Annotated in this window: 22 protein-coding genes and 1 pseudogene; 16 read left to right on the top strand and 7 right to left on the bottom strand. The window is 71.5% G+C overall.

Going from position 1 to position 23662, the window contains the following annotated elements:
- The first annotated feature begins 24 nt into the window (after nt 1–24).
- On the top strand, nt 25–504 hold the full coding sequence (locus tag ABZS58_RS05050) for a GNAT family N-acetyltransferase (protein WP_354777715.1): 480 nt from the start codon (nt 25–27) through the stop codon (nt 502–504).
- 7 nt (nt 505–511) lie between these two features.
- Here ABZS58_RS05050 and ABZS58_RS05045 read toward each other — a convergent pair whose 3' ends face one another.
- Nucleotides 512–2674, bottom strand: coding sequence for an elongation factor G-like protein EF-G2 (locus tag ABZS58_RS05045; protein WP_354777713.1), 2163 nt, complete (start codon nt 2672–2674; stop codon nt 512–514).
- A gap of 188 nt (nt 2675–2862) precedes the next feature.
- On the opposite strand from ABZS58_RS05045, the gene pgsA reads away from it, so the two are divergent.
- The 9 genes from pgsA to ABZS58_RS05000 all read left to right on the top strand — a co-directional run bounded on the left by pgsA (nt 2863) and on the right by ABZS58_RS05000 (nt 9419).
- Nucleotides 2863–3516, top strand: a complete 654-nt coding sequence (gene pgsA / locus ABZS58_RS05040; protein ID WP_354777711.1) for a phosphatidylinositol phosphate synthase — start codon at nt 2863–2865, stop codon at nt 3514–3516.
- On the top strand, nt 3513–4439 hold the full coding sequence (locus ABZS58_RS05035; RefSeq protein ID WP_354777709.1) for a phosphatidylinositol mannoside acyltransferase: 927 nt from the start codon (nt 3513–3515) through the stop codon (nt 4437–4439). Before pgsA ends, ABZS58_RS05035 begins: the two co-directional genes overlap by 4 nt.
- A gap of 8 nt (nt 4440–4447) precedes the next feature.
- Nucleotides 4448–5587, top strand: coding sequence for a glycosyltransferase family 4 protein (locus ABZS58_RS05030; protein ID WP_354777707.1), 1140 nt, complete (start codon nt 4448–4450; stop codon nt 5585–5587).
- Between the two features lie 128 nt (nt 5588–5715).
- On the top strand, nt 5716–6183 hold the full coding sequence (locus ABZS58_RS05025; protein WP_354777705.1) for a hypothetical protein: 468 nt from the start codon (nt 5716–5718) through the stop codon (nt 6181–6183).
- A 195-nt stretch (nt 6184–6378) separates the two neighbouring features.
- Nucleotides 6379–7287, top strand: coding sequence for a pyridoxal 5'-phosphate synthase lyase subunit PdxS (gene pdxS / locus ABZS58_RS05020; RefSeq protein ID WP_354777703.1), 909 nt, complete (start codon nt 6379–6381; stop codon nt 7285–7287).
- Nucleotides 7288–7295: 8 nt separating this feature from the next.
- Nucleotides 7296–7907: a pyridoxal 5'-phosphate synthase glutaminase subunit PdxT gene (pdxT, locus tag ABZS58_RS05015; RefSeq protein WP_354777701.1), complete on the top strand. Its 612-nt coding sequence runs from the start codon at nt 7296–7298 to the stop codon at nt 7905–7907.
- Nucleotides 7908–7909: 2 nt separating this feature from the next.
- Nucleotides 7910–8665: a YebC/PmpR family DNA-binding transcriptional regulator gene (locus ABZS58_RS05010; RefSeq protein WP_354777699.1), complete on the top strand. Its 756-nt coding sequence runs from the start codon at nt 7910–7912 to the stop codon at nt 8663–8665.
- A 116-nt stretch (nt 8666–8781) separates the two neighbouring features.
- A complete protein-coding gene (locus ABZS58_RS05005) occupies nt 8782–9012 on the top strand; it encodes a DUF2191 domain-containing protein (protein WP_354777697.1) in 231 nt (76 codons plus the stop codon).
- Nucleotides 9009–9419 carry a PIN domain-containing protein gene (locus ABZS58_RS05000; protein WP_354777695.1) on the top strand — a complete coding sequence of 137 codons (411 nt, stop codon included), beginning with the start codon at nt 9009–9011 and terminating at the stop codon, nt 9417–9419. Before ABZS58_RS05005 ends, ABZS58_RS05000 begins: the two co-directional genes overlap by 4 nt.
- A gap of 239 nt (nt 9420–9658) precedes the next feature.
- Here the strand turns inward: ABZS58_RS05000 and ABZS58_RS04995 are convergent, their stop codons facing one another.
- Entirely contained in the window at nt 9659–10309 is a 651-nt protein-coding gene (locus ABZS58_RS04995) for a response regulator transcription factor (RefSeq protein WP_354777693.1), read from the bottom strand.
- Nucleotides 10306–11433 (bottom strand): sensor histidine kinase, encoded by a 1128-nt coding sequence (locus tag ABZS58_RS04990; RefSeq protein WP_354777691.1) that lies wholly within the window; start codon nt 11431–11433, stop codon nt 10306–10308. The genes ABZS58_RS04995 and ABZS58_RS04990 overlap by 4 nt, the downstream gene beginning before the upstream one ends.
- Before the next feature lie 162 nt (nt 11434–11595).
- On the opposite strand from ABZS58_RS04990, the gene ABZS58_RS04985 reads away from it, so the two are divergent.
- Nucleotides 11596–12948, top strand: a complete 1353-nt coding sequence (locus ABZS58_RS04985) for a hypothetical protein (protein WP_354777689.1) — start codon at nt 11596–11598, stop codon at nt 12946–12948.
- A gap of 39 nt (nt 12949–12987) precedes the next feature.
- Here ABZS58_RS04985 and ABZS58_RS04980 read toward each other — a convergent pair whose 3' ends face one another.
- The 4 genes from ABZS58_RS04980 to ABZS58_RS04965 form a co-directional block, all read right to left on the bottom strand.
- Nucleotides 12988–14139, bottom strand: a complete 1152-nt coding sequence (locus tag ABZS58_RS04980; RefSeq protein ID WP_354777687.1) for a cytochrome P450 — start codon at nt 14137–14139, stop codon at nt 12988–12990.
- Between the two features lie 64 nt (nt 14140–14203).
- Nucleotides 14204–15859 (bottom strand): FAD-dependent oxidoreductase, encoded by a 1656-nt coding sequence (locus ABZS58_RS04975; protein ID WP_354777685.1) that lies wholly within the window; start codon nt 15857–15859, stop codon nt 14204–14206.
- A 100-nt stretch (nt 15860–15959) separates the two neighbouring features.
- Nucleotides 15960–17018: a sensor histidine kinase gene (locus ABZS58_RS04970; protein ID WP_354777683.1), complete on the bottom strand. Its 1059-nt coding sequence runs from the start codon at nt 17016–17018 to the stop codon at nt 15960–15962.
- Nucleotides 17015–17662 carry a response regulator transcription factor gene (locus tag ABZS58_RS04965; protein ID WP_354777681.1) on the bottom strand — a complete coding sequence of 216 codons (648 nt, stop codon included), beginning with the start codon at nt 17660–17662 and terminating at the stop codon, nt 17015–17017. Before ABZS58_RS04965 ends, ABZS58_RS04970 begins: the two co-directional genes overlap by 4 nt.
- A gap of 146 nt (nt 17663–17808) precedes the next feature.
- Between ABZS58_RS04965 and ABZS58_RS04960 the strand changes: the two are divergent.
- From ABZS58_RS04960 to ABZS58_RS04940, 5 genes and pseudogenes are all read left to right on the top strand, one after another.
- A pseudogene (locus tag ABZS58_RS04960) lies at nt 17809–18165 on the top strand (GtrA family protein); the annotation flags it as partial.
- Between the two features lie 25 nt (nt 18166–18190).
- A complete protein-coding gene (locus ABZS58_RS04955; protein WP_354777679.1) occupies nt 18191–19486 on the top strand; it encodes a glycosyltransferase in 1296 nt (431 codons plus the stop codon).
- Nucleotides 19476–21080 carry a glycosyltransferase family 39 protein gene (locus ABZS58_RS04950; protein WP_354777677.1) on the top strand — a complete coding sequence of 535 codons (1605 nt, stop codon included), beginning with the start codon at nt 19476–19478 and terminating at the stop codon, nt 21078–21080. The genes ABZS58_RS04955 and ABZS58_RS04950 overlap by 11 nt, the downstream gene beginning before the upstream one ends.
- 16 nt (nt 21081–21096) lie before the next feature.
- Nucleotides 21097–22584, top strand: a complete 1488-nt coding sequence (locus tag ABZS58_RS04945) for a hypothetical protein (protein ID WP_354777675.1) — start codon at nt 21097–21099, stop codon at nt 22582–22584.
- 5 nt (nt 22585–22589) lie between these two features.
- Nucleotides 22590–23642, top strand: a complete 1053-nt coding sequence (locus ABZS58_RS04940; protein WP_354777673.1) for an ATP-binding protein — start codon at nt 22590–22592, stop codon at nt 23640–23642.
- Nucleotides 23643–23662 lie beyond the last annotated feature (20 nt).

The following is a 23662-nucleotide window of genomic DNA, read 5'->3' as shown; positions in this document are numbered from 1 at the left end:
AGGCGGAACTGCGAGGGTGGGCCCATGGAAGGCACGGTGCGAGTGATGGAGTACGACGGCGACAGGGCCGACGTGCGGTGGCTGTTCGAGCTGGCGGAGGACTCCGCCCGGGAGCTCGACGGCTATCTGGACCTGGGGCGCGTCCTGGTCGCCGAGGAGGACGGGCGGCGCATCGGGCACCTGCAGCTCGTCGGCGACGAGATCAAGAACATGGCGGTCGCCGAGGACCGGCGGGGGCTGGGGATCGGCGCCGCCCTGATCCGGGCCGCCGTCGGCATCGCCGCGCACGACGGCCGCCGGACGATCGAGGTCGCCACCGGCGCCGCCGACGTCGGCAACCTGCGCTTCTACCAGCGGCAGGGTTTCCGGATGCGGTCGGTCGAGCGCGACGTCTTCACCCCCGCGAACGGGTACCCCGCCGGCATCATGGTCGACGGCATCGAGCTGCGCGACCGGGTCTGGCTGGACTTGGATGTACACCCAGACGTCCAGCCAGACCCGTGACAGGCGCTCAGCGGGCCGCGGCGTGCTCCTTCTTCACGGCGTCGGCAAGGTGTGACGGCATCGGGTCGTGCCGGGCGAACGTCCGGGTGAACGTGCCCGAGCCGGACGTCATCGCCCGCAGCTCGACCGCGTAGCGGACCAGCTCCGTGGCGGGGACCTCGGCGCGGACCATGGTCCGCTCGTGCCCGGCGGGGTCCGGCTCGTTGCCCAGGACCCGGCCGCGGCGGCCGGACAGGTCGCTCATGACGGCGCCGACGAACTCGTCGGGGACGCGGATGGTGACCTCGTCGATCGGCTCGAGGAGCGTCGTCTGTCCCTGCTCGGCGGCCTCGCGCAGGGCGAGCGCGCCCGCGGTCTGGAACGCCGCGTCGGACGAGTCGACGGAGTGCGACTTGCCGTCGACGAGGGTGACCCGCACGTCGACGACGGGGTAGCCGGCGACCATGCCGCGCTCCATCTGGTGGCGGACGCCCTTCTCCACCGACGGGATGTAGTTGTGCGGGACGACCCCGCCGACGATCTTGTCGACGAACTCGAAGCCGGTGCCGCGCGGGAGCGGCTCGACCTTGATGTCGCAGACCGCGTACTGGCCGTGCCCGCCGGACTGTTTGACGTGCCGGCCGTGGCCCTGGCTGGGCGCGGCGAACGTCTCGCGCAGCGCGACCCGCACGGGCTCGGTGTCCAGTTCGACGCCGCCGGAGCGCAGCCGGTCCAGCACGACGTCGGCGTGCGCCTCGCCCATGCACCACAGCACCAGCTGGTGGGTCTCGGCGTTGCGTTCCAGGCGCAGCGTCGGGTCGCCCGCGACGAGCCGGCCGAGGTTCTTGGCCAGGGCGTCCTCGTCGGAGCGGGTCTTGGCGACGATCGCGATCGGCAGCAGCGGCTCCGGCATCTCCCACGGCGCCATGAGCATCGGGTCGTCCTTGCCGGAGATCGTGTCGCCGGTCTCCGCCGTCGCCGACTTGGTGATCGCCACGATGTCCCCGGCGACCGCGTACGGCACCTCCCGCAGCGTCGCGCCGAGCGGGGAGAACAGGTGCGCGAAGCGCTCGTCGGCGTCGTGGTCGGGGTGGCCGCGCTCGGCCATGCCGTGCCCGGAGATGTGCACCGGATGGTCGGGGCGCAGCGTGCCGGAGAAGACCCGCACGAGGGAGACGCGGCCGACGTACGGGTCGATCGTCGTCTTCACGATCTCGGCGATGAGCGGGCCGGCGGGGTCGCAGCGCAGCGGGGCGTGCGGCTCGCCCTCGATGTCGGTGACGGGCGGCACGACGTGTTCCAGCGGTGACGGGAAGCCGCTGGTGAGCACCTCCAGGAGGGCGTCGAGGCCGAGGCCGGTCTGCGCGCAGACCGGCACGACGGGGTAGAACGTGCCGCGGGCGACGGCCTTCTCCAGGTCCTCGATGATCACCGACGTCTCGATGACCTCGCCGCTGACGTAACGCTCCATGAGCGTCTCGTCCTCGCTCTCGGCGATGATCCCTTCGAGCAGGCTGTTGTGCGACTCCTCGATCGCCGGCAGGTGCTGCGGCTCGGGGTCGCGGACCGCCGGCGGGTAGCCCGCGGAGTAGTCGAAGACCCGGTGGGTGATGAGGCCGATGAGCCCCTCGACCGCCGCGCCGTCGTCGCCGAGCATCGGCAGGTACAGCGGCAGGACGTTGTCGCCGAACGCGTCCTGGCACAGGTCGAGGGTGTCCTGGAAGTCGGCGCGCGGGTGGTCGAGGCGGGTGACGGCGACCGCGCGGGGCATGCCGACGGCGGCGCACTCCTCCCACAGCGCGGCGGTGGCTCCGTCGACGCCGTCGACGGACGACACGACGAACAGTGCCGCGTCCGCGGCCCGCAGGCCGGCACGCAGCTCCCCGACGAAGTCGGCGTAGCCGGGGGTGTCGAGCAGGTTGACCTTCGTGCCGTCGTGGACGAGCGGGGCGCACGACAGCGTCACCGAGCGCTGCTGCCGCACCGCCGCCGGATCGTGGTCGGTCGTCGTGGTGCCGTCGATGACCGTGCCGGTCCGGCCGATCGTGCCGGTCGCCGCGAGCAGCGCCTCCACGAGCGTCGTCTTCCCGGCGCCGGAGTGCCCGACGACCACCACGTTGCGTACCCTGCCGGGGTCATCAACCGCCGGCACCGGGCCGGCGACACCCTTCTCCTGAACCTTCTGCGCCATCATGCGCCTCCCGTCATGCCATCTGTGAGCAGTCTCACAGTCACGACCTGTTCACCGATCCCACACCCGAACCATCACCGACACAAGCCCGTCGTCTCCCACGAGCGACATACGGTTTACTCAAGCACCGTGAGCAGGCCCACGCGCAGGTATCCGGCAAGCTCCGCCGCCGTTATCGTGGGAGCGCCATGGCGAAGATCTTCAGCGTAGTCAGCAAGGCCGGACTGGCCCGCATCGTCAACCCCGTCGCGGCCGCATTGCTGCGTGTCGGGATCACGCCCAATGCGGTGACCGTCGCCGGCACGGTCGGGGTGCTCATCGGCAGCGTCGGCTTCGCCACGCGCGGCCACATGGTCATCGCGCTCGTTATCGTCACCGTGAGCTGCCTCACCGACATGCTCGACGGGGCCATGGCACGACAGCTCGGCGTCAGCAACAAGTTCGGCGCCCTGCTCGACTCGGCCATGGACCGCGTCTCCGACGGCGCCATCTTCGGCTCCGTGGCGTTCTGGTTCGCGTCGCAGGGCCAGCTGCGCGAGTGCGCCGCGGCGCTGCTGTGCCTGCTCACCGGGCAGGTGGTGTCGTATGTGAAGGCCCGCGCGGAGGGTCTCGGGATGACCGCCAACGTGGGGCTGGCCGAGCGGACCGAGCGGCTGATCCTCGTCGGCATCGGCGGCCTGCTGTTCGGCTTCGACGTGAAGTACGGCATGGAGTCGGCCCTGTGGCTGCTGGTCCTGCTGTCGTTGATCACCATCGGGCAGCGTACGGCGCATGTGTACCGGCAGGCCCGCGACATCGCCGCCGCGCAGGACGCCGCCGCCGGCGATCGGGTCGCTCCGTGAACCTTGCGGAGCTCGGCTACGGTGCCGCCTTCTCGCTGATCCCGAAGCTTCCCCGGTCCGTGACGTGGCCGCTCTTCGCCGCTGGGGCGTCGCTCGGCGCCCGCCGGTACCGTCGCGGCAAAGCCGGCAAGGGCACGGCCACACTCGCGTCGAACCTGCGACGGGTCGTCGGCGACGGGCCGTCCGACGCGGAGCTCGCCGACCTGGTGGAGCGGGCGCTGCGCTCCTACGCGCGCTACTACCTGGAGGCGTTCCGGCTGCCGGGCCGCTCGAAGGCGGAGCAGCTGAGCGGGTTCCGCCTGGAGCGCCACGAGCTGCTCGCCCAGAACGTCGCCGACAAGGTCGGTGCGGTCATCGCCCTGCCGCACGGCGGCAACTGGGACGCGGCCGGCGCCTGGGTGGCCGCCAACGGCTGGCCGATCGTGACGGTCGCCGAACGGCTCAAGCCGGAGAGCGTCTACCGGCGGTACTTGCATTTCCGGCGCTCGCTGGGTATGGAGATCCTTCCGACGGTCGGCGGCGAACGGCCCGCGTTCGACGTGCTGGAGGAGCGCCTGCGGGCCGGGTACGTGGTGCCGCTGCTCGCCGACCGGGACCTGACCGCCAGGGGTGTGGAGGTCGACTTCTTCGGCGGCCGGACGAAGATGCCGGCCGGTCCGGCGCTGCTCGCCCTGCGCACCGGCGCGCCGCTGTACGTCGTGTCGATGTGGTTCGACCCGGACGCGGCCGCCGGCCGCCTGGAGGGGCCGATCCCGCTGCCCGACCCCGCGGAAGGGGCCCTGGACGTGCGGGTCCGGCTGCTCACCCAGCGGGTCGCGGACGTCCTCGCCGAGGGCATCGCCCGCAACCCGCAGGACTGGCACATGCTGCAGCGGCTCTGGATCGACAGCCCCGCCGTCGCTTCGCCCGTCGTGAAGACTTAGGAGGCGTGTTGCGCATCGGGATCGTCTGCCCGTACTCGTTCGACGTGCCCGGCGGCGTGCAGAACCACGTCCGCGACCTGGCGGAGACCCTCATCGCCCTCGGCCACCACGTGAGTGTCCTGGCGCCCGGCGACGAGGAGAGCGGGGAGCAGCCGTACGTCGTGCCGGCCGGGCGGGCCGTGCCGGTGCCGTACAACGGATCCGTCGCGCGGGTGTCGTTCGGCCTCATCTCCGCGACCCGGGTCCGGCGCTGGATGGCCGCGGGCCGTTTCGACGTGCTGCACGTCCACGAGCCGCTGACGCCGAGCCTGTCCATGCTGGCGGTGCTGTCGGCGCGCGGGCCGGTGGTCGCGACGTTCCACACGGCGATGACCCGGTCGCGGGCCCTGGCCGCCGCGCAGGGGCTGCTCCAGCTGGTGCTGGAGAAGATCACGGGGCGGATCGCGGTGAGCGAGCTGGCGCGCAAGGTGCAGGTCGAGCACCTGGGCGGGTCCGCCTGGGAGATCCCCAACGGTGTGCAGGTGTCGCGGTACCGCGCTGCCACGCCGCTGCCCGGGTGGCCGGGTCCGGGTGGGACGCTGGGCTTTCTGGGGCGGTTCACCGAGCCCCGGAAGGGTTTTCCGCTGCTGCTGACGGCGTTCGTCGCGCTGGCGCGCACGCGGCCCGGGTTGCGGTTGCTGGTGGCCGGGCCGGGGGATGTCGACGAGGTGATGTCCGATTTTCCGGACATCTTGACGTTCCGTGACAGGATCGTGTTCCTCGGCAAGGTGTCCGAGGAGGACAAGGCGCGGATGCTGCGCAGCGTCGACATCTACGTGGCGCCCAACACCGGCGGCGAGTCGTTCGGCATGATCCTCACCGAGGCCATGTCGGCCGGCGCCACCGTCGTGGCCAGCGACCTCGACGCGTTCCGGCGGGTCCTCGACGGCGGGCGGGCCGGCGCGCTCTTCCCCGTCGGCGACAGCGCCGCGCTCACCACGACCATCGCCGGGCTGCTCGACGACCCCGCCCGCCGGGCCGCTCTCGCGGCGCGGGCGGCCACGGTGGTGTCGGCGTACGATTGGCCCGTCGTCGCCGAACGGGTCCTGGAGGTCTACTCGACGGTGATCGAGGTCGCCGGGGCCGTGGTGGAGCAGCCCGTCCCGTAGGCCGCTGGCCGGTCGAGGGTGACGCTGCGCGTCCCGTAGGCCGCTGGCCGGTCGAGGGGTGACGCTGCGCGTCCCGTAGGCCGCTGGCCGGTCGAGGGTGACGCTGCGCGTCCCGTAGGCTTCCCGCCGTGTGGTGGGTGATCACGGTGGTGGCGGTGGTGGTCCTGGTGGCCACCTACCTCACCTGGCTCGCGGCCCGGGTCGACCGGCTGCACGCGCGGGCGGTCGCGGCGTACGCCACGCTCGACGCCCACCTGCTGCGGCGGGCCGTGGCGGCGGTGGCGCTCGCGGAGGCGGCGCAGCTGCCGACGCTCATGTACGCGGCGCGGATCGCCGTCGACGCGCAGCCGGAGGACCGCGAGGTCGCCGAGAACGACCTGACCCGGCACCTGCGCGACGCGGCGGCCGGCCCACAGGACGTCGTGGGCCCGCTCGTGCAGGTCAGCCGGCGGGTGGCGTTGGCCAGGCAGGTGCACAACGACGTGGTCCGCGACGCGCTCGCCGTGCGGCGCCGGGTGCTGGTGCGGCTGTTCCGCCTGACCCGCAAGCACCCGCGCCCGGCGTACTTCGACGTCGACGACCCCTCGCTGCCCTGATCCCCGGTCGACCGTGTTTCCGGTTTGTCAGGCACTCCGTGCCCACTGAACCGGAAATATCATCATTTTCCGGGTTTCGCGGTGCTTGTGAACCCCAACGTGGGCCGCGGGGTTCCCATTGGACGTCGGAACCTGTCACCCGGTCGGCGTAAACTTGAGGTGAATCCCGTTCATCCCTGTGAGGAGTGCTTCGTCGTGTCCGAGTCGCCCAGCACCAGCTCGTCAGTCACCGGCACCGCCCGGGTCAAGCGGGGCATGGCAGAGATGCTCAAGGGCGGCGTCATCATGGACGTCGTCACCGCCGAGCAGGCGAAGATCGCCGAGGACGCCGGCGCCGTCGCCGTCATGGCCCTGGAGCGCGTCCCCGCCGACATCCGCGCGCAGGGCGGGGTGTCCCGCATGAGCGACCCCGACATGATCGACGGCATCATCGCCGCCGTCTCGATCCCCGTCATGGCGAAGGCCCGCATCGGCCACTTCGTCGAGGCCCAGGTCCTGCAGGCGCTCGGCGTGGACTATGTCGACGAGTCCGAGGTCCTCACCCCCGCCGACTACAGCAACCACATCGACAAGTGGGCGTTCACCGTGCCGTTCGTCTGCGGCGCCACCAACCTCGGCGAGGCCCTGCGCCGCATCACCGAGGGCGCCGCCATGATCCGCTCCAAGGGTGAGGCGGGCACGGGTGACGTCTCCAACGCCACCACGCACATGCGCAAGATCCGCGGCGAGATCCGCCGGCTGGGCTCGCTGCCCGAGGACGAGCTGTTCGTCGCCGCGAAGGAGCTCCAGGCGCCGTATGAACTGGTGAAGGAGATCGCCGAGACCGGCAAGCTGCCCGTGGTGCTCTTCACCGCCGGCGGCATCGCCACCCCCGCCGACGCCGCGATGATGATGCAGCTCGGCGCCGAGGGTGTCTTCGTCGGCTCCGGCATCTTCAAGTCCGGCAACCCCGAGCAGCGGGCCGCCGCGATCGTCAAGGCCGTCACGTTCCACGACGACCCCGACGTCATCGCGAAGGTGTCCCGCGGCCTCGGCGAGGCCATGGTCGGCATCAACGTCGAAGAGATCCCGCAGCCACACCGTCTCGCCGAGCGCGGCTGGTGACCGCCGGCATGATCATCGGTGTGCTCGCCCTGCAGGGTGATACGCGCGAACACCTGCACGCCCTGGCCGAGCTGGACGTCATCGCCCGGCCGGTGCGGCGCCCCGAAGAGCTCGACTCGGTCGACGCGCTGGTCATCCCGGGCGGCGAGTCCACGGCCATGAGCAAGCTGGCGATCGAGTTCGGCATGACCGAGCCGCTGCGCAAACGGATCGCCGGCGGCATGCCCGCCTATGGTTCCTGCGCCGGCATGATCATGCTCGCCGGCACGATCCTCGACGGCCGCGCCGACCAGGTGCCCTTCGGCGGGATCGACATGACCGTCCGGCGCAACGCCTTCGGCAGACAGGTCGACTCGTTCGAAGGTAGCGTCGACATTTCGGACATCGAGGGCGGTCCGTTCTCCGCCGTCTTCATCCGCGCCCCCTGGGTCGAACAGATCGGTCCCGACGTGCGGGTGCTGGGTCGTGTCAGCGCCGGCGCGGGCGCCGGTAGGATTGTCGCGGTTCGGCAGCAGCACCTGCTCGCGACCGCCTTCCATCCCGAGCTCACCGGCGACCTCCGAGTTCATCGGTACTTCGTGGAGATGGCGCGTGAGGCGGGCCAGACGACGGAGGGTTAGCCATGTCCGGGCATTCAAAATGGGCGACGACCAAGCACAAGAAGGCGGTCATCGACGCCAAGCGCGGCAAGCTCTTCGCCCGCCTGATCAAGAACGTCGAGGTCGCCGCCCGCACCGGCGGCGGCGACGTCAGCGGCAACCCCACGCTCTTCGACGCCATTCAGAAGGCGAAGAAGAACTCGGTGCCCAATGACAACATCAACAACGCCGTCAAGCGCGGCTCCGGCCAGATCGGCGGCGGCGCCGACTGGCAGACCGCGATGTATGAGGGCTACGGCCCCAGCGGCGTCGCGATCCTGATCGAGTGCCTCACCGACAACCGCAACCGCGCGGCGACCGAGGTCCGCGTCGCGCTCACCCGCAACGGCGGCAACCTCGCCGACGCCGGCAGCGTCTCCTACATGTTCTCCCGCAAGGGCGTCATCATCGTGCCCAAGGCCGGCGAGCTCACCGAGGACGACCTGCTCCTCGCCGTCCTCGACGCCGGCGCCGAAGAGGTCAACGACCTCGGCGAGGCCTTCGAGATCATCAGCGAGGCCACCGACCTGGTCGCCGTCCGCACCGCCCTGCAGGACGCCGGCATCGACTACGAGTCCGCCGACTCCTCGTTCGTGCCGAGCGTGACCGTCGCCCTCGACGAAGAAGGCGCCCGCAAGGTCTTCAAGCTGATCGACGCCCTCGACGACTGCGACGACGTCCAGAACGTCTTCGCCAACTTCGACGTCTCCGACGAGGTCATGGCCCTCGTCGAGGCCTGAACCCTTCGTTCGCACCGGCGCTCCGACCTGCATGCGGGTCGGAGCGCCGTACGCTTTCTGTGGCAGATCACGAGTTGTATCTTGTGGCCCTATGGTGGCAGTGTGAGGGGGTGACCATGACTGAGATCGCGGTAACCAAGATTTCCGGCTCCGGCCTTGATGGTGAGCTTCTGGCCGAGGCGCAACGCCACCTCGGCGGCGCCTCTGAGGTGGAGGCGATGAACGCCGCACTGCTGCAGTACGTCGAGAGTTGGCGAGCGCGTCGGCGACATGCGCTGGAACGTCTTCAGCAGATGTCTGACGAGGGTGCGTTCGACTACAGCGCCCTGGACGAGATCGACAAGTGAGATATCTCGTCGATACCAGTGCGCTCGTAAGGATTCTGCGCCGCCAGGTCGACCCGCTGTGGTACGACCTTGTCGACCGCGGACTGATCTCCGTTTGTATGCCGGTGCTCCTGGAAACGCTGTGCATCGCGGACGCCAAGGGATATGTGGAGCTGGAACTGGATGTGCACAATGCATGTCTTGCGGTCGCCGTGCCGGACGGGGCCTGGGAGCTGGCCGCTGTCATCCATCGGGAGTTGGCGTCGCACAGTGCGCACCAGGGGTTGTCGGTGACTGATCTGCTGGTGGCGGCGACCGCGATCCGGTTGAAGCTGGAGGTCCTGCACGAGGATGCCGACTTCGAGACGGTGGCGCGGTTCGTACCCGAGCTGCGACAGCGCCGGATCAGCACCGCGCCGGAGTTGTGATCGTCTTTCGCCCGACGGGGTCATGACCTTGGTTGAAGCCTGACGCCCGCACTGCCGCAACGGCCCCTCCCGTCTCGGGCAGGGGCCGTTGCCGTCGGTGACCGCGATTTTTCTCAATAGGGCGTGATGACGTGTTCGCGGGCCGCCGGAGGGTGACGCTGTCGGGCGGGGAGCCCACGTGCGTGCGGGACCGGACGCTGCTGCTGTCCGGCCTCGAGGTCGAGTGCCGCGACCGGAGCTCAGCGGCCCGGGCGGATGAGGCCTGACTCGTAGGCGTAGACGACGGCCTGGACGCGGTCGCGGAGGGCGAGTTTCATCAGGACGCGGGCCACGTGGGTCTTCACCGTGGCCTCGCCGACGGTCAGGGCCGCCGCGATCTCGCCGTTGGACATGCCGCGGGCGACGAGGCGCAGGACGTCGGTCTCGCGTGGGGTGAGGTCGGCGAGTTCCGGCGGGGGCTGCGGGCCGGGGGTGCCTGCGTAGGAGGCGATGACCCGGGTCGTCACCGCGGGGTCGAGGATGGCCTCGCCGGCGGCGACGACGCGGATCGCCGTGATGAGGTGCTCCGGCGAGGAGACCTTCAGCAGGAAGCCGCTGGCGCCGGCGCGGAGCGCGTCGTGCAGGTTCTCGTCGGTGTCGAACGTGGTGAGCACGATGACGCGCGGCGGGTTCGGAGTGGCGAGCAGGACGCGGGTCGCGGTGAGGCCGTCCTGGCGGGGCATCGCGATGTCCATGAGCACCACATCGGGGAGCAGGCGGCGGGCCAGGGTGACCGCCTCGACACCGTCGCCCGCCTCGCCGACGACCTGGATGTCGGGCTCGGTCTCGATCACCATGCGCAGGCCCGCCCGCACCATGCGCTGGTCGTCCGCCACGAGGACACGGATCATGACGCGACCAGCAGGGGCAGGCGGGCGTGGACGGCGAAGCCGCCGCCGGACACCGGGCCCGCGTCGAGGTCGCCGCCGAACAGGGAGACACGCTCCCGCATGCCGATGAGGCCCTGGCCGGCGCCGGGGGCGGGGCCAGGGACGGGGACAGCGCCGCCGGAGTCGACGACCGACAGGTGCACCCCGTCGCCGGAATACCGCAACGACACCGTCACAGCCGCGGGGCCCGCGTGTTTCAGCACGTTGGTCAGCGCTTCCTGCACGATGCGGTACGCCGACATGTCCGCCGCCGGCAGCAACGCCACCGGCGTCCCCGAGCACTGGAAGGTGACCGTCAGGCCGGCCTCGCCGACCTGGGCGAGGAGCTCGTCGAGGCGGTCCAGGCCGACCGGCGCCGCCATCGCCGCATCGGGAAAGCCGCGCAGCAGGCCCAGCGTGCGGCGCAGCTCGCCGACGGCGTCGCGGCCGGAGGACTCGATGCCGAGCAGCAGGTCCACGTCGACGGAGAGGCCGGCGTCGAGGCGGCGGCGCACGACGCCGGCCTGGATGGTCATGACGGTGACGCTGTGCGCGACCATGTCGTGCAGCTCGCGGGCGATGCGGACCCGCTCCTCCATGACGGCCTCGCGGAACCGTTGCTCGCGGATCGAGGCGCGGGCCGTGGCGGCGTCGGCGCTCTGGCGGTGCTGGACGGCGAGGACCGTGCCGAGGATCCACGGGGCGACGGGGAAGAAGAACGCCCCCATCGGGTCGACCGGGTCGACCTGCCAGAAGGCGGCGCCGGTCGCGAAGGCGAGGACGAGCCCGGCGACCCCGCGCGCCCGGGCCAGGCGGCCGGCGACGCCGATGAGCGGCACGTGCCGGCCGACCGTGTACGCGGCGATGATCATCGCGGCGAGCTGCCACAGGCGGTAGTTGACGATCTGGTCCGGATACCAGTACTTGAGACCGCCGACGCCGCTGGCGAGCAGCACGGTCAGCGGCGCGACACTGCGCAGCGCGACCAGCGGGACCGACACCGCGAGGGCCCACGGCCACCAGTCGCCGGGCTGGTGCGCCACCGCCTCCTCCGTCAGGGCGAACGCCAGCAGGGCGCCCGCCAGCACGAGATCTGTCCTGCTCATCCTCACCAGCTGACCGTAAGGGTTGTTCAGGGCGGGCGAGACCGCCCGGCGGATGACGCGGCGTCCCCCTCGCGGCGGAGGCGAAATCCGTCACGGTGCGGGCGACCGCTGGACCGGCACGTTCGTACTGTGCTCGTCCAACGCGGACTCAAGGGGTACACGATGCTGATAAGACTCGCGCTCGTCCTGGCGCCGGCGGTCCTCGCCGTCGCCACGGCCGTCGATCCGGCGCTCGGCGACGATCAAGGGGGCGGGATCTACCGGGCGCATCCGGACGCCATCCAATGGCATTCGGTGCTGCTGCACTGGGCATGGGTGCTGTTCGTGCCGGCGTTCCTGGGGCTGCTGCGGCCGATCCGCCGCCGCGGCGCGGTCCTCGCGCGCGTCGCGTGGTGCGCGGCCGTGTTCGGGCTCGTCACGTTCTCGGCGCTCATGGCGTACGACCTGGCGTTGCTGGCCATGGAGCAGACGCTGCCCGACGCCGATGTCCGGCGCGTCGACGCGGCGTTCCAGTCGATGGACTGGGCGGTGTGGGGCTGGCAGATCCCGGGCCTGGCCGGCTGGGCCGTGGCGCTGCTGCTGACCCCGGTCGCGGCGGCCTATGCGAAGGTCATCTCCTGGTGGACGGCGTCCGCCGCATTGCTGGGTTCGTTGCTGTACCTGCAGTTCGCGATCTCACCGCTGCCGCTGAACCTCGCGGGACCGGTCGTGATGCTGGTCGCGTACGGCTTCGCGTGCCGCGAGCTCGCCCGGTTCCGCGCGGCCGCCGGTGCGCCGGGCGCGGCGGTGGACCGGGAGAACGCGGCGACCGGCGGTGCGGCTCCCGGGCGGGCGGCGGACGAGCCGGACACGTTCGGTGTGTTCAAGGACCGGGTGGGCCGGTTCGGGCTGGTCGCCGCGCCGGTCGTGTTCGGGGCGGGGCTGCTGACGGTGCCGGGGCTGTCGCCGGACATCGCGGAGGCGGTGCGGCAGCCGGGCCTGGCGCAGGCGAGCGCGCTGCTGCTGCACCTGTCGTGGCTGCTGTTCGTGCCGGGGATGCTGCTGATGATGCGGCGCGGCCGCCGGTTCACGACCGTGGCGGCGGCGGTGACCGCGTTCGCGCTGATGCACTTCAGCGGCCTGATGGTCGGCGACTACAGTGACCTGGCCGTGCGGCTGACGGTGCCGGCGGAGCTCGCGGAGAAGGTCAGCGACGCGTTCGGCGGCTACGCGCTGTTCGCGTTCGGCTGGGCGGTCCCGGCGATGCTGGTGAGCCTGCTCGGGCTGATCGCGGTCCCGATCGGCGCCGCCGCCGACGGCCTGGTCCGCTGGTGGGTGCCGGTGCTGACGGGGCTCGGTGTCGTGGCGTTCCTCGCGGTGGGCGTCGGCCCGCTGTCGGTGCTCAGCCCGCTGCTGCTCCTCGCCGGCTACGGGCTCCTGGCCAGGGCCCTGCCGTCCCGCCCGCTGCGGGCCTGGGCGGGGACTCCCGCCCAGGAGCCGGAGCCCAGGGAGCCCCAGCCGCAGCCCGCCCCGTAGCGGGCCCGCCGCCCGGAACGCCCGCGGGCGGGGCGGCGGTCACTGCAGGGCCACGCGCAGGTGGCGTGGGCCGCGGAGGATCGGGCTCGGGCGGTACTGCGGCGGATCCTCCAGGAGGCGGGCCCTTGCCAGGACCGGGGCCAGGGCCCGCAACGCCACCTGCGCCTCCAGGCGGGCCATCGGGGCGCCGAAGCAGTAATGGATGCCGTCGCCGAAGCCGAGGTGCTGCACGGGGCGGCGGTCCGGGTCGAAGCGGTCCGGGTCGCTGACGTGCCCCGGGTCGCGGTTCCCGGCGGCGAGGAGCAGGGTGACCGACGAGCCCGCGGGGATGGTGGTGCCGCCGATCGGGATGTCGTCCAGGGCCGTGCGCCAGGGCAGGAACTGCACCGGCGGGTCCCAGCGCAGCACCTCCTCCACGAGCGGGATGGCGAACGACGGGTCGGCGAGGAGGCGGTCGAGCCAGCGGGGTTCGCGCAGCAGCACCAGCGACGCGTTGGCGATCAGGTTGACCGTCGTCTCATGGCCGGCGATGAGCAGCAGCAGCGCGGTGCCGACCAGCTCGTCGCGGGTCATCCGGCCGTCGGGGCCGTCGTCGTTGGCGAGGGAGCGCAGCAGGCCCGGCTCGGGGTCGGCGTCGACGAGGTCGCCGATGTAGTCCGCGAGCTCGCGGAACGCCGCCGTCTGCCGCGGGTTGTCCTGCGACAGGGCCTGGTCGATCCACGCCTTGAAGCGGGGCTCGTCGGCCAGGGGCACGCCGAGCAGCTCGCAGATGACGAGGACGGGCAGCGGGTAGGCGAACTGGTCGACGAGGTCCGCGGTGGAGGCGGGCAGGTCGGCGACGAGCCGGTCGACGATGCCCTCGAAGGACTGCTGGAGGTCGGCGACGAGCGTCGGGCGGTGCGGCGGGCCGAACTGCCGGGTGGCGAGGCGCCGCAGCCGGTCGTGCTCCGGCGGGTCGGTGCGCAGGAAGCTCGGCGCCAGCCCGATCGGGTCGGTCTCGGGGTCGGTCGCCGAGCTGATCCGCGGGTCGTGCAGCAGCGCGGAGATCTCCCGGAACGTGGTGACGAGCCACGTGCCGTCGGGTTCGCGGCCGACCGGGGTGCGACGCAGCGAGGTGTACAGCGGATAGGGATCGTGCCGGTTCACCGGGTCGAGCACGGCGCCGAACACGGACCCGACGGAAGTGGTCATCGCGAACCCCTGACGAACGACGCGGACGAGGCGGACGAGGCGGACATGGAGCCCGCGGAAGCGGTCATCGGGGACTCCTGACGAACGACGCGGACCGGGAGCTGGGATCGTGGCCGGTGACGACCACGGTCGCGTCGCGGGCCAGGAACTTCGGGTCGGGGACGTCGGCGGGGACCGGCACCATCGAGTCCGGTTGCTCGACGGTGGTGAACTCCGGCGGGAACGGCGCGGCCTGCTCGATCAGCCGCTCGTAGAACGGCAGCCACTTGCCGTGGTTGAAGGTGACCGCGGCGGTGAGGCGGCCCTTGTACCCGTACGCGGCGGCGAACCGGCGTTCCTGCACCGAGCCCTGGGTGACGACGACCTCGTCGGAGAAGGTGGGCACGCCGACGGCCTTGATGTTGGTGCCGAACTGCAGCGACCAGAACGACGGCATGTGCAGGTGCGGCCAGCGGTCCGACTCGTCGCTGACCATGTTGTGCGCGGCGACCTCGGCCTGCGCGACGGCGTTCGCCCAGTGCTCCAGGGCGAGGAACTGGTAGCCGAACATCGCGTTCGGCGAGCGGGCCACGTCGCCGGCGACGAACACGTCGTCGAGGACGAGCCCGTTGACGTCGAACGCGCGGCAGCCCGCGTCGCACGCGACGCCCCACTCGCCGACGGCGAGCCCGGAGTCGCGGAGCCATTCGACGTTGCGGACCCCGCCGAGCGCGGCGACGACGACGGCGACGTCGGCCTCCGTGCCGTCGGAGAACCTGGCCCGCCGGACCCGCCCGTCGGGGTCGCCCTCGATCGCCTCGACGGTGACGCCGCAGCGCAGGTCGACGCCGTGCTCGCGCTGCAGGTCGGCCGCGACGGCGCCGATGACCCCGCCGAGCGCCCCGGCGAGCGGGGTGGCGGCGGCCTCGGCGACGATGACGTCGAGCCCCATCGACCGGCACGTGGACGCGACCTCGGACCCGGCGAACCCAGCCCCGATCACGAGGACGCGTGGTGTGCCTCCACCCGCGTCGCGCTGCTCAGCAGGACCCTGCGAGGCGCTGAGGTGGGCGGCGGTGCCGTGGGGGGCGAGGAGGGCGAGCCGTTCGTGGAGGCGTTGGGCGTCGTCGCGGGTGCGCAGCACGAACATGCCGTCCAGGGCCGCCTCGACCGGGTCGGGCCACGGCCGGGCGCGGACGCCGGTGGTGATGAGCAGCCGGTCGAACGGCACGGACGAGCCGTCTTCCAGGCGGACCCGGCGTTCCGCGAGGTCCAGGCCGATCGCGGTGCAGCCGAGCCGCCAGGTGGCGTCGAGGTCCGCGCGGTGCGGCAGGGCGGTGGCGTGCGGGGCGACCTGGCCGCTGAGGGCCTGTTTCGACAGGGGCGGGCGGTCGTACGGCTCGCAGTCCTCGCCGTCGATGAGGGTCAGCGACCCGGTGAACCCTTCCTCGCGCAGCGCCTCGGCGGCGCGGAGCCCGGCGAGGGAGGCGCCGATGACGACGATGCGGGACGGGTGGTCCCCGCTGTGGACGGGTGGCATGTCCTGCACGGACAGCCGGTCGATCTGGATCGCCTGGACGGGGCACGCGGCCGCCGCCCGGTGGACGCGTTCGCGCTGGTCGTCTGCGGGGGAGGGGTCGTACATGAGGGCCTCGTCGCCCTGCATCCGGAAGGACGAGGGCGCCAGGAAGGCGCACTGGGCGTAGCCCTGACACTTGGTGAGATCCACTACCACGCGCATGCCCCAACCTCACCCCGCCGCGGCCCGTGGTGCCTCACCCCATGAGGACGGCGGGCCGGTCAGCGCGCGGTGCGGCCGGTCGACGACGCCGGGTGGTGCCTCACCCCATGAGGACGGCGGGCAGGGTCGCGCGGACGACGGTGCCGGCGCCCGGGGCGCTCATCAGGTCGAAGGTGCCGCCGGCGAGTTCGGCGCGCTCGCGCATGGAGCGCAGGCCGAGGCGGCCGAGCCGGCCCTGACCGGCCAGCAGCGCGCCGGGGTCGAAGCCCACACCGTCGTCGACGACCTCGAGGACCACCCGGGTGTCGTCGCCGGCGAGGCGCAGCGTCACCTGGGAGGCGCCGGCGTGCCGGGCGGCGTTGCCGAGGGCTTCCAGGGCGATGCGGTACAGCGCCTCCTCGACCTGCGGGCTGACCGCCGGCTCGGCGTCCAGTTGCAGGCCCCACCCGGGCGGGACGGCGCCGGTGCCGGGCGCGAAGTGCAGCGCGTCGACGATGCGCCGCAGCGCCGCGGCGAGGCCCGCGCCGACGAGGGTCTCCGGGCGGAGCCGGACGATGATGCCGCGCAGGTCGCTCAGGCCGGCGCTGGCCGTCTCCTGGATCCAGGCGAGCGAGGCGCGGGCGTTGGCGGGGTCGCCGTGGACGAGCTCGGCGGCGGTGCCCGCGCCGAGGCTGATGCCGTACAGCGTCTGCACCACCGAGTCGTGCAGCTCCCTGGCGAGCCGCTCCCGCTCGCGGGTCGCCGGCCGCGCGTCGGTGCCGAGGGCGAGGGCGGCCACGGCGGCGAACGCCTCCAGGCGGCGCGGGTGCGGCGGGCGGCGCCGGCCCACGGCGACGAGCGCGCCGGGGACGCCGTCGGACGCGGGCAGCGGCACGCAGCACAGGACCCCGCGCCGCACGGGCCGCCCGGCCCGCACCACCGCCGCCACGAGGTCGGCGGGGCCGGCGGCCCCGGGCAGCGCGATGTATCGATCGGCGTCGCCACGCAGGGCGTGCGGCGGACCGGTCGGGGACGCCGCTCGTACGTGACCGGCGGCGTCTGCGACGAGGACCGCAGCCGCTGGAAGGGCACGCCGGGCGCGGTCGCACACCGAGTGCAGGACCTCGTCCACCGGGGCGCCGATCCGCAGCAGGGCGTGCAGCGCCGCGAGGTGCCTCAACTGGGGGCCGCCGCGTGGACCGGCACGAGCCCGACCCGCATGGCGTACAGGGCGGCCTGCGTGCGGCTCTCCGCGTTGAGCTTCTGCAGGATGTTGCTCACGTGGGTCTTCACCGTCTGCGGCGCGATGTGCAGCTCCCGGGCGATCTGCCCGTTGGCCCGCCCCCGGGCGAGGAGCACCAGGACCTCCTCCTCGCGCCGGGTGAGCTGCGGCGGCGCGGCCGGCACGTGGACGTCGCGGACGAGCCGCGCCGCGACGGCGGGGGACAGCTGCACCTGGCCCGCGGCGGCGGCCCGCACCGCCCGGTGCAGCTCGTCGGAGGAGGTGTCCTTCAGCAGGTACCCGACCGCGCCGGCGTGCAGGGCGTCGGCGATGAGCTGCGGCTCCAGGTAGCCGCTGAGGGCGACGACCTCGACCGCGGGCAGCTCGCGGCGGATCACCGTGGTCGCCGAGATCCCGTCGAGGACCGGCATGAGCAGGTCCATGAGGACGAGGTCGGGGCGCAGTTCGTGGGCCAGGCTGACGGCCTCGCGTCCGTCGACGGCGAAGCCGACCGTCTCCAGGTCGCCGCTGAGGGACAGGAAGCCGCGCAGGCCCTCGCGGACCATGGCGTGGTCGTCGGCGATCAAGATCCTGATACTCATCGCCGCGCGCTATACCCCGGTGCGGCGGCGAATCACCACGTCGCCGGTGCCGTTCGGCGTACACCGAATGGGGGAGGACGAAGGTCGCCGCCCCGGACCGACCGGGGCGTGATGTCGCCCCTCACAAACAGGGGCACCGTTACATCGTGACGCCCAACTTGCGCCGGCTGGGCCGGTTTTCGCTGGTGGGAGCCGGCGGTGTGGTGGTCAACAACGGTGCGTTGCTCGTGCTGCACGGGGGATTCGGACTGGCGCTGCTGCCCGCCACCGTCGCCTCGGTCGAGCTCGCGCTGGTCACCAACTACATATTGCACGAACTGTGGACGTTCCGGCGGCGCAGGTTGTCGCTGCAACGCTTCGCCTACTTCAGTCTGGCCGGTCTCGCCGCGCTGCCGGTCAACGTCGTCGCTGTCCAGCTGCTGGTCGCGCTCGGTATGCACTACCTGCCCGCGAACCTCATCGGCATCGTGGCCGGGTTCGCAGTCAACTTCGCCGTCAGCTCGAAGTGGATTTGGAGTGAACGCACCGATGGAACAGCTGGTGTTGACCATCCTCACCCTGATCTCGCTGGTGCTGACAGTGCAGGCGGCGCACGCGTTGTATCTCATGATCTACACGTGGGACCAGCCGGAGGCGGGCGCCAAGGCGCGGGTGCCCGATCAACGTGCTACGCCGGTACTCTCCTTCACCGCCATCCTCCCGGCACGGCACGAGGAGGAGGTCATCCAGCACACCATCGCCCGCGCCGCGTCCGCTGACTACCCGCCGCACATGGTGCAGATCCTCGTGGTCTGCTCCGCCGACGACGTCGGCACGATCGAGCAGGCGCAGGCGCAGGTGAACCGGCTGCGCGCGATGGGCCGCACGAACGTCGAGGTGGTCGTGTTCGACGACGGGCCGATCAACAAGCCGCACGGGCTCAACACGGCGCTGCGGTACGCCACGAACGACGTCGTGGCGATCTTCGACGCGGAGGACGAGGTCCAGCCGCAGCTGTTCGACATCGTCAACACCATCATGACGTCGGAGGAGGTCGGCTGCGTGCAGGCGGGGGTGCAGCTGATGAACTTCGACTCCAACTGGTACTCGACGTTCAACGTCCTGGAGTACTTCTTCTGGTTCCGCAGCCGGCTGCACTACCACGCGAAGAACGGCGCGATCCCGCTCGGCGGCAACACCGTCTTCTTCAAGCGGACCCTGATCGAGCGCCTCGGCGGCTGGGACGAGTCGAACCTGACCGAGGACGCCGACATCGGGCTGCGGCTCTCCAGCATGGGGGAGAAGGTCCGAGTGGTCTACGACGACCGGTACGTCACGAAGGAGGAGACACCACCGACGCTGCAGAGCTTCATCAAGCAGCGGACCCGGTGGTGTCAAGGCTTCATGCAGACCCTCGGCAAGGGCACCTGGAAGCTCATGCCGACCCGCCGGCAGCGGTTCCTCGCCTGGTACACCCTCGCCTTCCCGCACGTGCAGGCGATGCTCGGCATCTACCTGCCGATCGCGCTGCTGTCCGCGTTCGTGCTCACGGTGCCGGTGCCGGTGGCGATGATGTCGTGGCTGCCGGTGCTCATGCTCGGCGCGCACTTCGTGATGAGCGTCGTCGGGCTCTACGAGTTCACCGGTGCGCACGGGCTGAAGGCCACCCCCGGCACGGTCGTGAAGATGGCCATCACCTGGTTCCCGTACCAGATGGTGCTGTCCTACGCGGCGGCCCGCGCCCTGTGGCGGCAGGTCAAGGGCGAACGCAACTGGGAGAAGACGGCCCACGTCGGTGCGCACCGCACCGCGGCGGAGACTGCGGAGCTGACCAATGTCGGCTGATGTCCTGAACCGGCCCGCGACACCCGCGGCGAAGCCGGCACCGAAGCCGCAGACCCGCGGCTGGCCGCTGATCATCCTGAGCCTGGCGATCGGCCTGGTGACGCACGGCTGGAACATGTTCCGCTACCCGCTGTACCTCACCGACGAGGGCATCTACATGGAGCAGGCCTGGTCCGTGCTCCGTGAGGCGAAGCTGTCGCCGTACACGTACTTCTACGACCACGCGCCGATGGGCTGGCTCGCGATCGCCGGCTGGGTCGCGGTCCTGCCCGGCGGCTTCAACGCCTTCGGCAACGCCATCAACACCGGCCGCGTGCTGATGCTCATCGTGCACCTGATCTCGGTGTTCCTGCTGTACGAGACGGTCCGGCGCTTCACCGGCAGCAAAGCCGGGGCGTTCCTGGCCGTGTTCGTGTTCAACGTGTCGCCGCTCGGCGTGTACTACCAGCGCCAGGTCCTGCTGGACAACCTGATGATGCTGTGGATCCTGCTGGGCCTGTACCTGCTGGCCCGCAAGGACGGCCGGATCGTCACCGTGATGGGCGCCGGGACGTGCTTCGGCCTCGCGCTGGTGACCAAGGAGAACGCCCTGTTCATCCTGCCCGGCTGCGCGTACCTGCTGCACCGCACGGTCAAGGAGCAGTCGAACCGGCGCTTCGGGCTGTCGTTCTGGTGGTTCGCCGCCCTGGCTCCGGTCATCGGCTACCTGCTCTTCGCGCAGATCAAGAACGAGCTGTTCCCGGAGGGCTTCAACTTCAGTCTCGCCGCGGCCACCCCGGGCGACCACGTGTCGCTGCTCTACACCGTGTGGTGGCAGCTGCACCGCAACTCCAACAGCAGCAACGGCCTGTCGTTCACCAGCCTGCTGCACGACAGCTGGCTGTTCAAGGACCGCTACATCCTCATCGCCGGCGCCGCCGTGACCCTGCTCGGACTGTTCGCCGGGCGCAACAACAAGCGGCTGCGCGCGCCGCTGCTCGCCTGCGCGCTGATGGCGGTCGGCTACGGCTTCTACCTCACCCGCAGTGCCCTGCTCGACTTCTACATCGCGCCGATGGTCCCGCTGTTCGCGCTGAACCTCGGGATGTTCTTCGGCTGGCTCACCCGGCGCACGAAGCCCGCCGGCGCGGCCGTGCTCGTCGCCTGCCTGCTGGTGCCGATCCTCGTCATGCCGGGCGGGTTCCTCGTCAAGTACAACACCAGGGGCCAGCTGGAGTTCAGCGACGCGTACCGGCTGCCGCTGACCAGCCTCCAGGAGCAGCAGGTCGCGTGGATCAAGGCGAACGTGCCGCCCAGCGCGAAGCTCATCATCGACGACGACATCTGGGTCGCGCTGCACGACAACGACCCGCCGTACAAGAACGCCCATCCGCACTACAAGGCCACGTCCGACCCGGACGTGCGGGACAAGGTCTTCGCCTCCAGCTGGGAGAACGTCGACTACGTCGTGATGTCGAACAAGATGCGCGACGCGCTGGAGCGCGGCGGCGAGACCTGGATCATCGAGGCGATCGACCAGCACGGGGAGACCGTGTGGCAGGCGACCCGCGGCGACGTCTCACTGCAGATCATCAAGATCGGTAAAACCTCGTGAGCGATCAGGAGTGACGATGCAGACCCTCAAGCGCCGCCGGGCACCGGCAGGCACGACCGGCAAACGGCCGCGCCGCCGGAGGGTGACCCGGCCGAAGATCTCCGGCCGCCGGCTGCTCATCGCAGCGGTCGCCACGTTCCTGCTGATCAGCGTCGGGCGGTCGGTGCTGCCGGCGCTCGGCATCGAGGCGCCGGGACTGCCGTCGTTCGGCGGCGGCGGGGACACCCCGACCGAAGCGCCGACCACGAAGGCACCGAAGGCGCCGACCGTCGACCTCAACGGGGTCATGGTCCAAGGTGGCGGCGAGCCGATGATCACGCTGAACCCGGGCCTGGTGCGGCTCGGTGGCACCGTGACCGCCAGCGGCTCCGGCTTCGACCAGGGTTCCGTCGTCGACGTGTACCTCGGGCCGTCCGCCACGGCGGCGCAGCCGTCCAAGAAGTCCGCGAAGAACGCGGTGAAGCCGGTCCAGGTCGGCACCGCGAAGGCCGGCAAGTACGGCATCTTCACCGTCAACTTCCCGTTCCCCACCAAGATGACCACCCCGGTGCTGGAGGTGACCGCCCAGGCGCGCGGCAGCGACAAGGTCGCCAAGGCCGAGGCGGCCGTCGCCCAGGGCGCCGGGCAGGCGACGCTGTCCGCGGTCGTCGGCAAACCCGGCGACGTCATCAACCTCACCGTGAAGGGGTTCTCGCCGGGTGAGGAGCTGCAGGTGTTCTGGGGGAGGATCAATGGTGACCCCGCCCTCACCCTCAAGGCCGACGAGGATGGCTCCGTGGGTAAGACGCCGATCAAGGTCGGTGTGACAGCCGTCGGAACCACCAGTCTGGTGGTCGTGGGCAAGACGAGTGGGGCGGCGGCGAGCGCGCCGTTCCAGGTGCTGCGGCTGTACCCGTCGATCAAGCTCGCGCCGTACGCGGTGAAGGCGACCCAGTCGATCACCTTCTCCGGCGTCGGCTTCGCACCGGGCGAACGGGTCCTGGTGCGGCTGAACTCCGCCGGCGGGCAACCGGTCATGGCGGTGACGACCGACGGCGCCGGCGGCTTCAAGGGCGCCGGGCTCACCATGCCCTACCAGCTCAAGGGCGCCCAGGCGCTGGTGTTCATCGGCGAGCAGAGCCGGGCGGCGACCTCGACCGGGTTCACGATCCTGCCGTACACGCCGCAGGCCCGCACCAACGCGTACGGCGGCCTGCCCGGCACCGTCGTCAACTTCTACGCCACCCAGTTCGCGCCCAACGAGGCCGTCCACGTGTACGTGAAGACGTCCAAGGGCGCCAAGGGTGACCTGGTGTCGGCGTTCCGGGTGAACAAGAGCGGCGCGGCCCGCGCCGTCGGGCAGTACACGATCCCCGGCGACACCGAGAACAGCGTCATCTTCGAGCTGCGGGGGCAGCTCAGCGGCTCGACCGCGACGATCAACTTCAAGGTCGACAGCTCCGGCGGCCCGGTCGACATCCCGACCCCGAAGCCGTACGTGCTGCCGAAGGATCTGGAGAAGTAGCCCCGGTGTACTGGCAGGCTTTTCGGGCCGCCCCGGAGGCGTTGGTCGTGCTCGACGCCGCCGGGGTGGTCCGGCTCGCCAGCAGTGCCGCCGAGTCGCTCTTCGACCGGGCCACCGCCGACCTCGTCGGCCGCCGCGTCGAGGACCTCCTCATCAGTGATCCGCGGGCCGCCCTGCCGGCCGCCGACGGCGGCGACGAGGCGGTCTACACGACGTCCGCGATCCGCCGGCCCGACGGAGCCGAGCTGCCGGTCGACGTGCGGCTGCGCACGCTGCCGGGGGATCCGAGCGGCCTGGTCGTGCTCGCCGTCGACGACCAGGGGTCCGGCGGGCTGTCCCGGGCGAGCCTGGAGCACCGCCTCGCGCGGATGCGGCAGGCGGGCGAGGAACAGGGGCAGGCGCTCGGTGACGTCATCCTCAACCAGGAGCGGGAGCGGGCCCGCATCGCCGCCGGCGTGCACGACGACAGCCTGCAGGTGATCACCGCGGCCATGCTGCGGCTGCAGCACCTGCGCCGCCGGCTGCGCGAGCCACGCAACCTGGAGCTGCTGGGCAAGCTGGAGGACAGCCTGGCCCTGGCCGCCGACCGGCTCCGGCGCCTGATCTTCGACTTCCGGCCGCCGAAACTGTCCAGCGACGGCCTCGCCGCCGCCACCCAGGACCTCCTGGACGGGCTCGCGCAGGACCACTCGCTGGACGTACACCTGGAGAACCGGCTGCAGGAAGAGCCGCCGCTGCCCACCCGGCTGCTGCTCTACCGGATGCTGCAGGAGGCCGTCGCCAACGTCGCCAAGCACGCCGACGCCGACGAGTGCAGGGTCATCCTCGGCGACCGGGACGGCGGCTACCTGGTCCGGGTCGTCGACGACGGCGTCGGCACCGAGCACGTCGAGACCGACTTCGAGACCCCGGCCGGGCATCTCGGCCTCATCCTCATGCGGGAACGCGCCGCCCTGGCCAGGGGCTGGTTCCGGATCAGCAGCTCGCCCGGCAGCGGCACGACCGTCACGTTCTGGGTGCCGCGTGGCGCCGACCTGCAATCCAAAGGAGGCGCCTGATGCGCCTGCCGTCCGAAGGA

The organism is Dactylosporangium sp. NPDC005555 (genome assembly GCF_040605635.1).
In the GTDB taxonomy this organism is placed as follows: domain Bacteria; phylum Actinomycetota; class Actinomycetes; order Mycobacteriales; family Micromonosporaceae; genus Dactylosporangium.
Note: the sequence above shows the minus strand (reverse complement) of the source record. Positions and strands in the feature narration are given on the sequence as shown.

Excerpts from the sequence above, each read along its gene's own strand:
- ABZS58_RS05050 (WP_354777715.1), top strand. The coding sequence starts at position 25 with ATGGAAGGCACGGTGCGAGTGATGGAGTACGACGGCGACAGGGCCGAC.
- ABZS58_RS05045 (WP_354777713.1), bottom strand. The coding sequence starts at position 2,674 with ATGGCGCAGAAGGTTCAGGAGAAGGGTGTCGCCGGCCCGGTGCCGGCG.
- pgsA (WP_354777711.1), top strand. The coding sequence starts at position 2,863 with ATGGCGAAGATCTTCAGCGTAGTCAGCAAGGCCGGACTGGCCCGCATC.
- pdxT (WP_354777701.1), top strand. The coding sequence starts at position 7,296 with ATGATCATCGGTGTGCTCGCCCTGCAGGGTGATACGCGCGAACACCTG.
- ABZS58_RS05010 (WP_354777699.1), top strand. The coding sequence starts at position 7,910 with ATGTCCGGGCATTCAAAATGGGCGACGACCAAGCACAAGAAGGCGGTC.
- ABZS58_RS05005 (WP_354777697.1), top strand. The coding sequence starts at position 8,782 with ATGACTGAGATCGCGGTAACCAAGATTTCCGGCTCCGGCCTTGATGGT.
- ABZS58_RS04995 (WP_354777693.1), bottom strand. The coding sequence starts at position 10,309 with ATGATCCGTGTCCTCGTGGCGGACGACCAGCGCATGGTGCGGGCGGGC.
- ABZS58_RS04990 (WP_354777691.1), bottom strand. The coding sequence starts at position 11,433 with ATGAGCAGGACAGATCTCGTGCTGGCGGGCGCCCTGCTGGCGTTCGCC.
- ABZS58_RS04985 (WP_354777689.1), top strand. The coding sequence starts at position 11,596 with ATGCTGATAAGACTCGCGCTCGTCCTGGCGCCGGCGGTCCTCGCCGTC.
- ABZS58_RS04980 (WP_354777687.1), bottom strand. The coding sequence starts at position 14,139 with ATGACCACTTCCGTCGGGTCCGTGTTCGGCGCCGTGCTCGACCCGGTG.
- ABZS58_RS04975 (WP_354777685.1), bottom strand. The coding sequence starts at position 15,859 with ATGCGCGTGGTAGTGGATCTCACCAAGTGTCAGGGCTACGCCCAGTGC.
- ABZS58_RS04965 (WP_354777681.1), bottom strand. The coding sequence starts at position 17,662 with ATGAGTATCAGGATCTTGATCGCCGACGACCACGCCATGGTCCGCGAG.
- ABZS58_RS04955 (WP_354777679.1), top strand. The coding sequence starts at position 18,191 with ATGGAACAGCTGGTGTTGACCATCCTCACCCTGATCTCGCTGGTGCTG.
- ABZS58_RS04950 (WP_354777677.1), top strand. The coding sequence starts at position 19,476 with ATGTCGGCTGATGTCCTGAACCGGCCCGCGACACCCGCGGCGAAGCCG.
- ABZS58_RS04945 (WP_354777675.1), top strand. The coding sequence starts at position 21,097 with ATGCAGACCCTCAAGCGCCGCCGGGCACCGGCAGGCACGACCGGCAAA.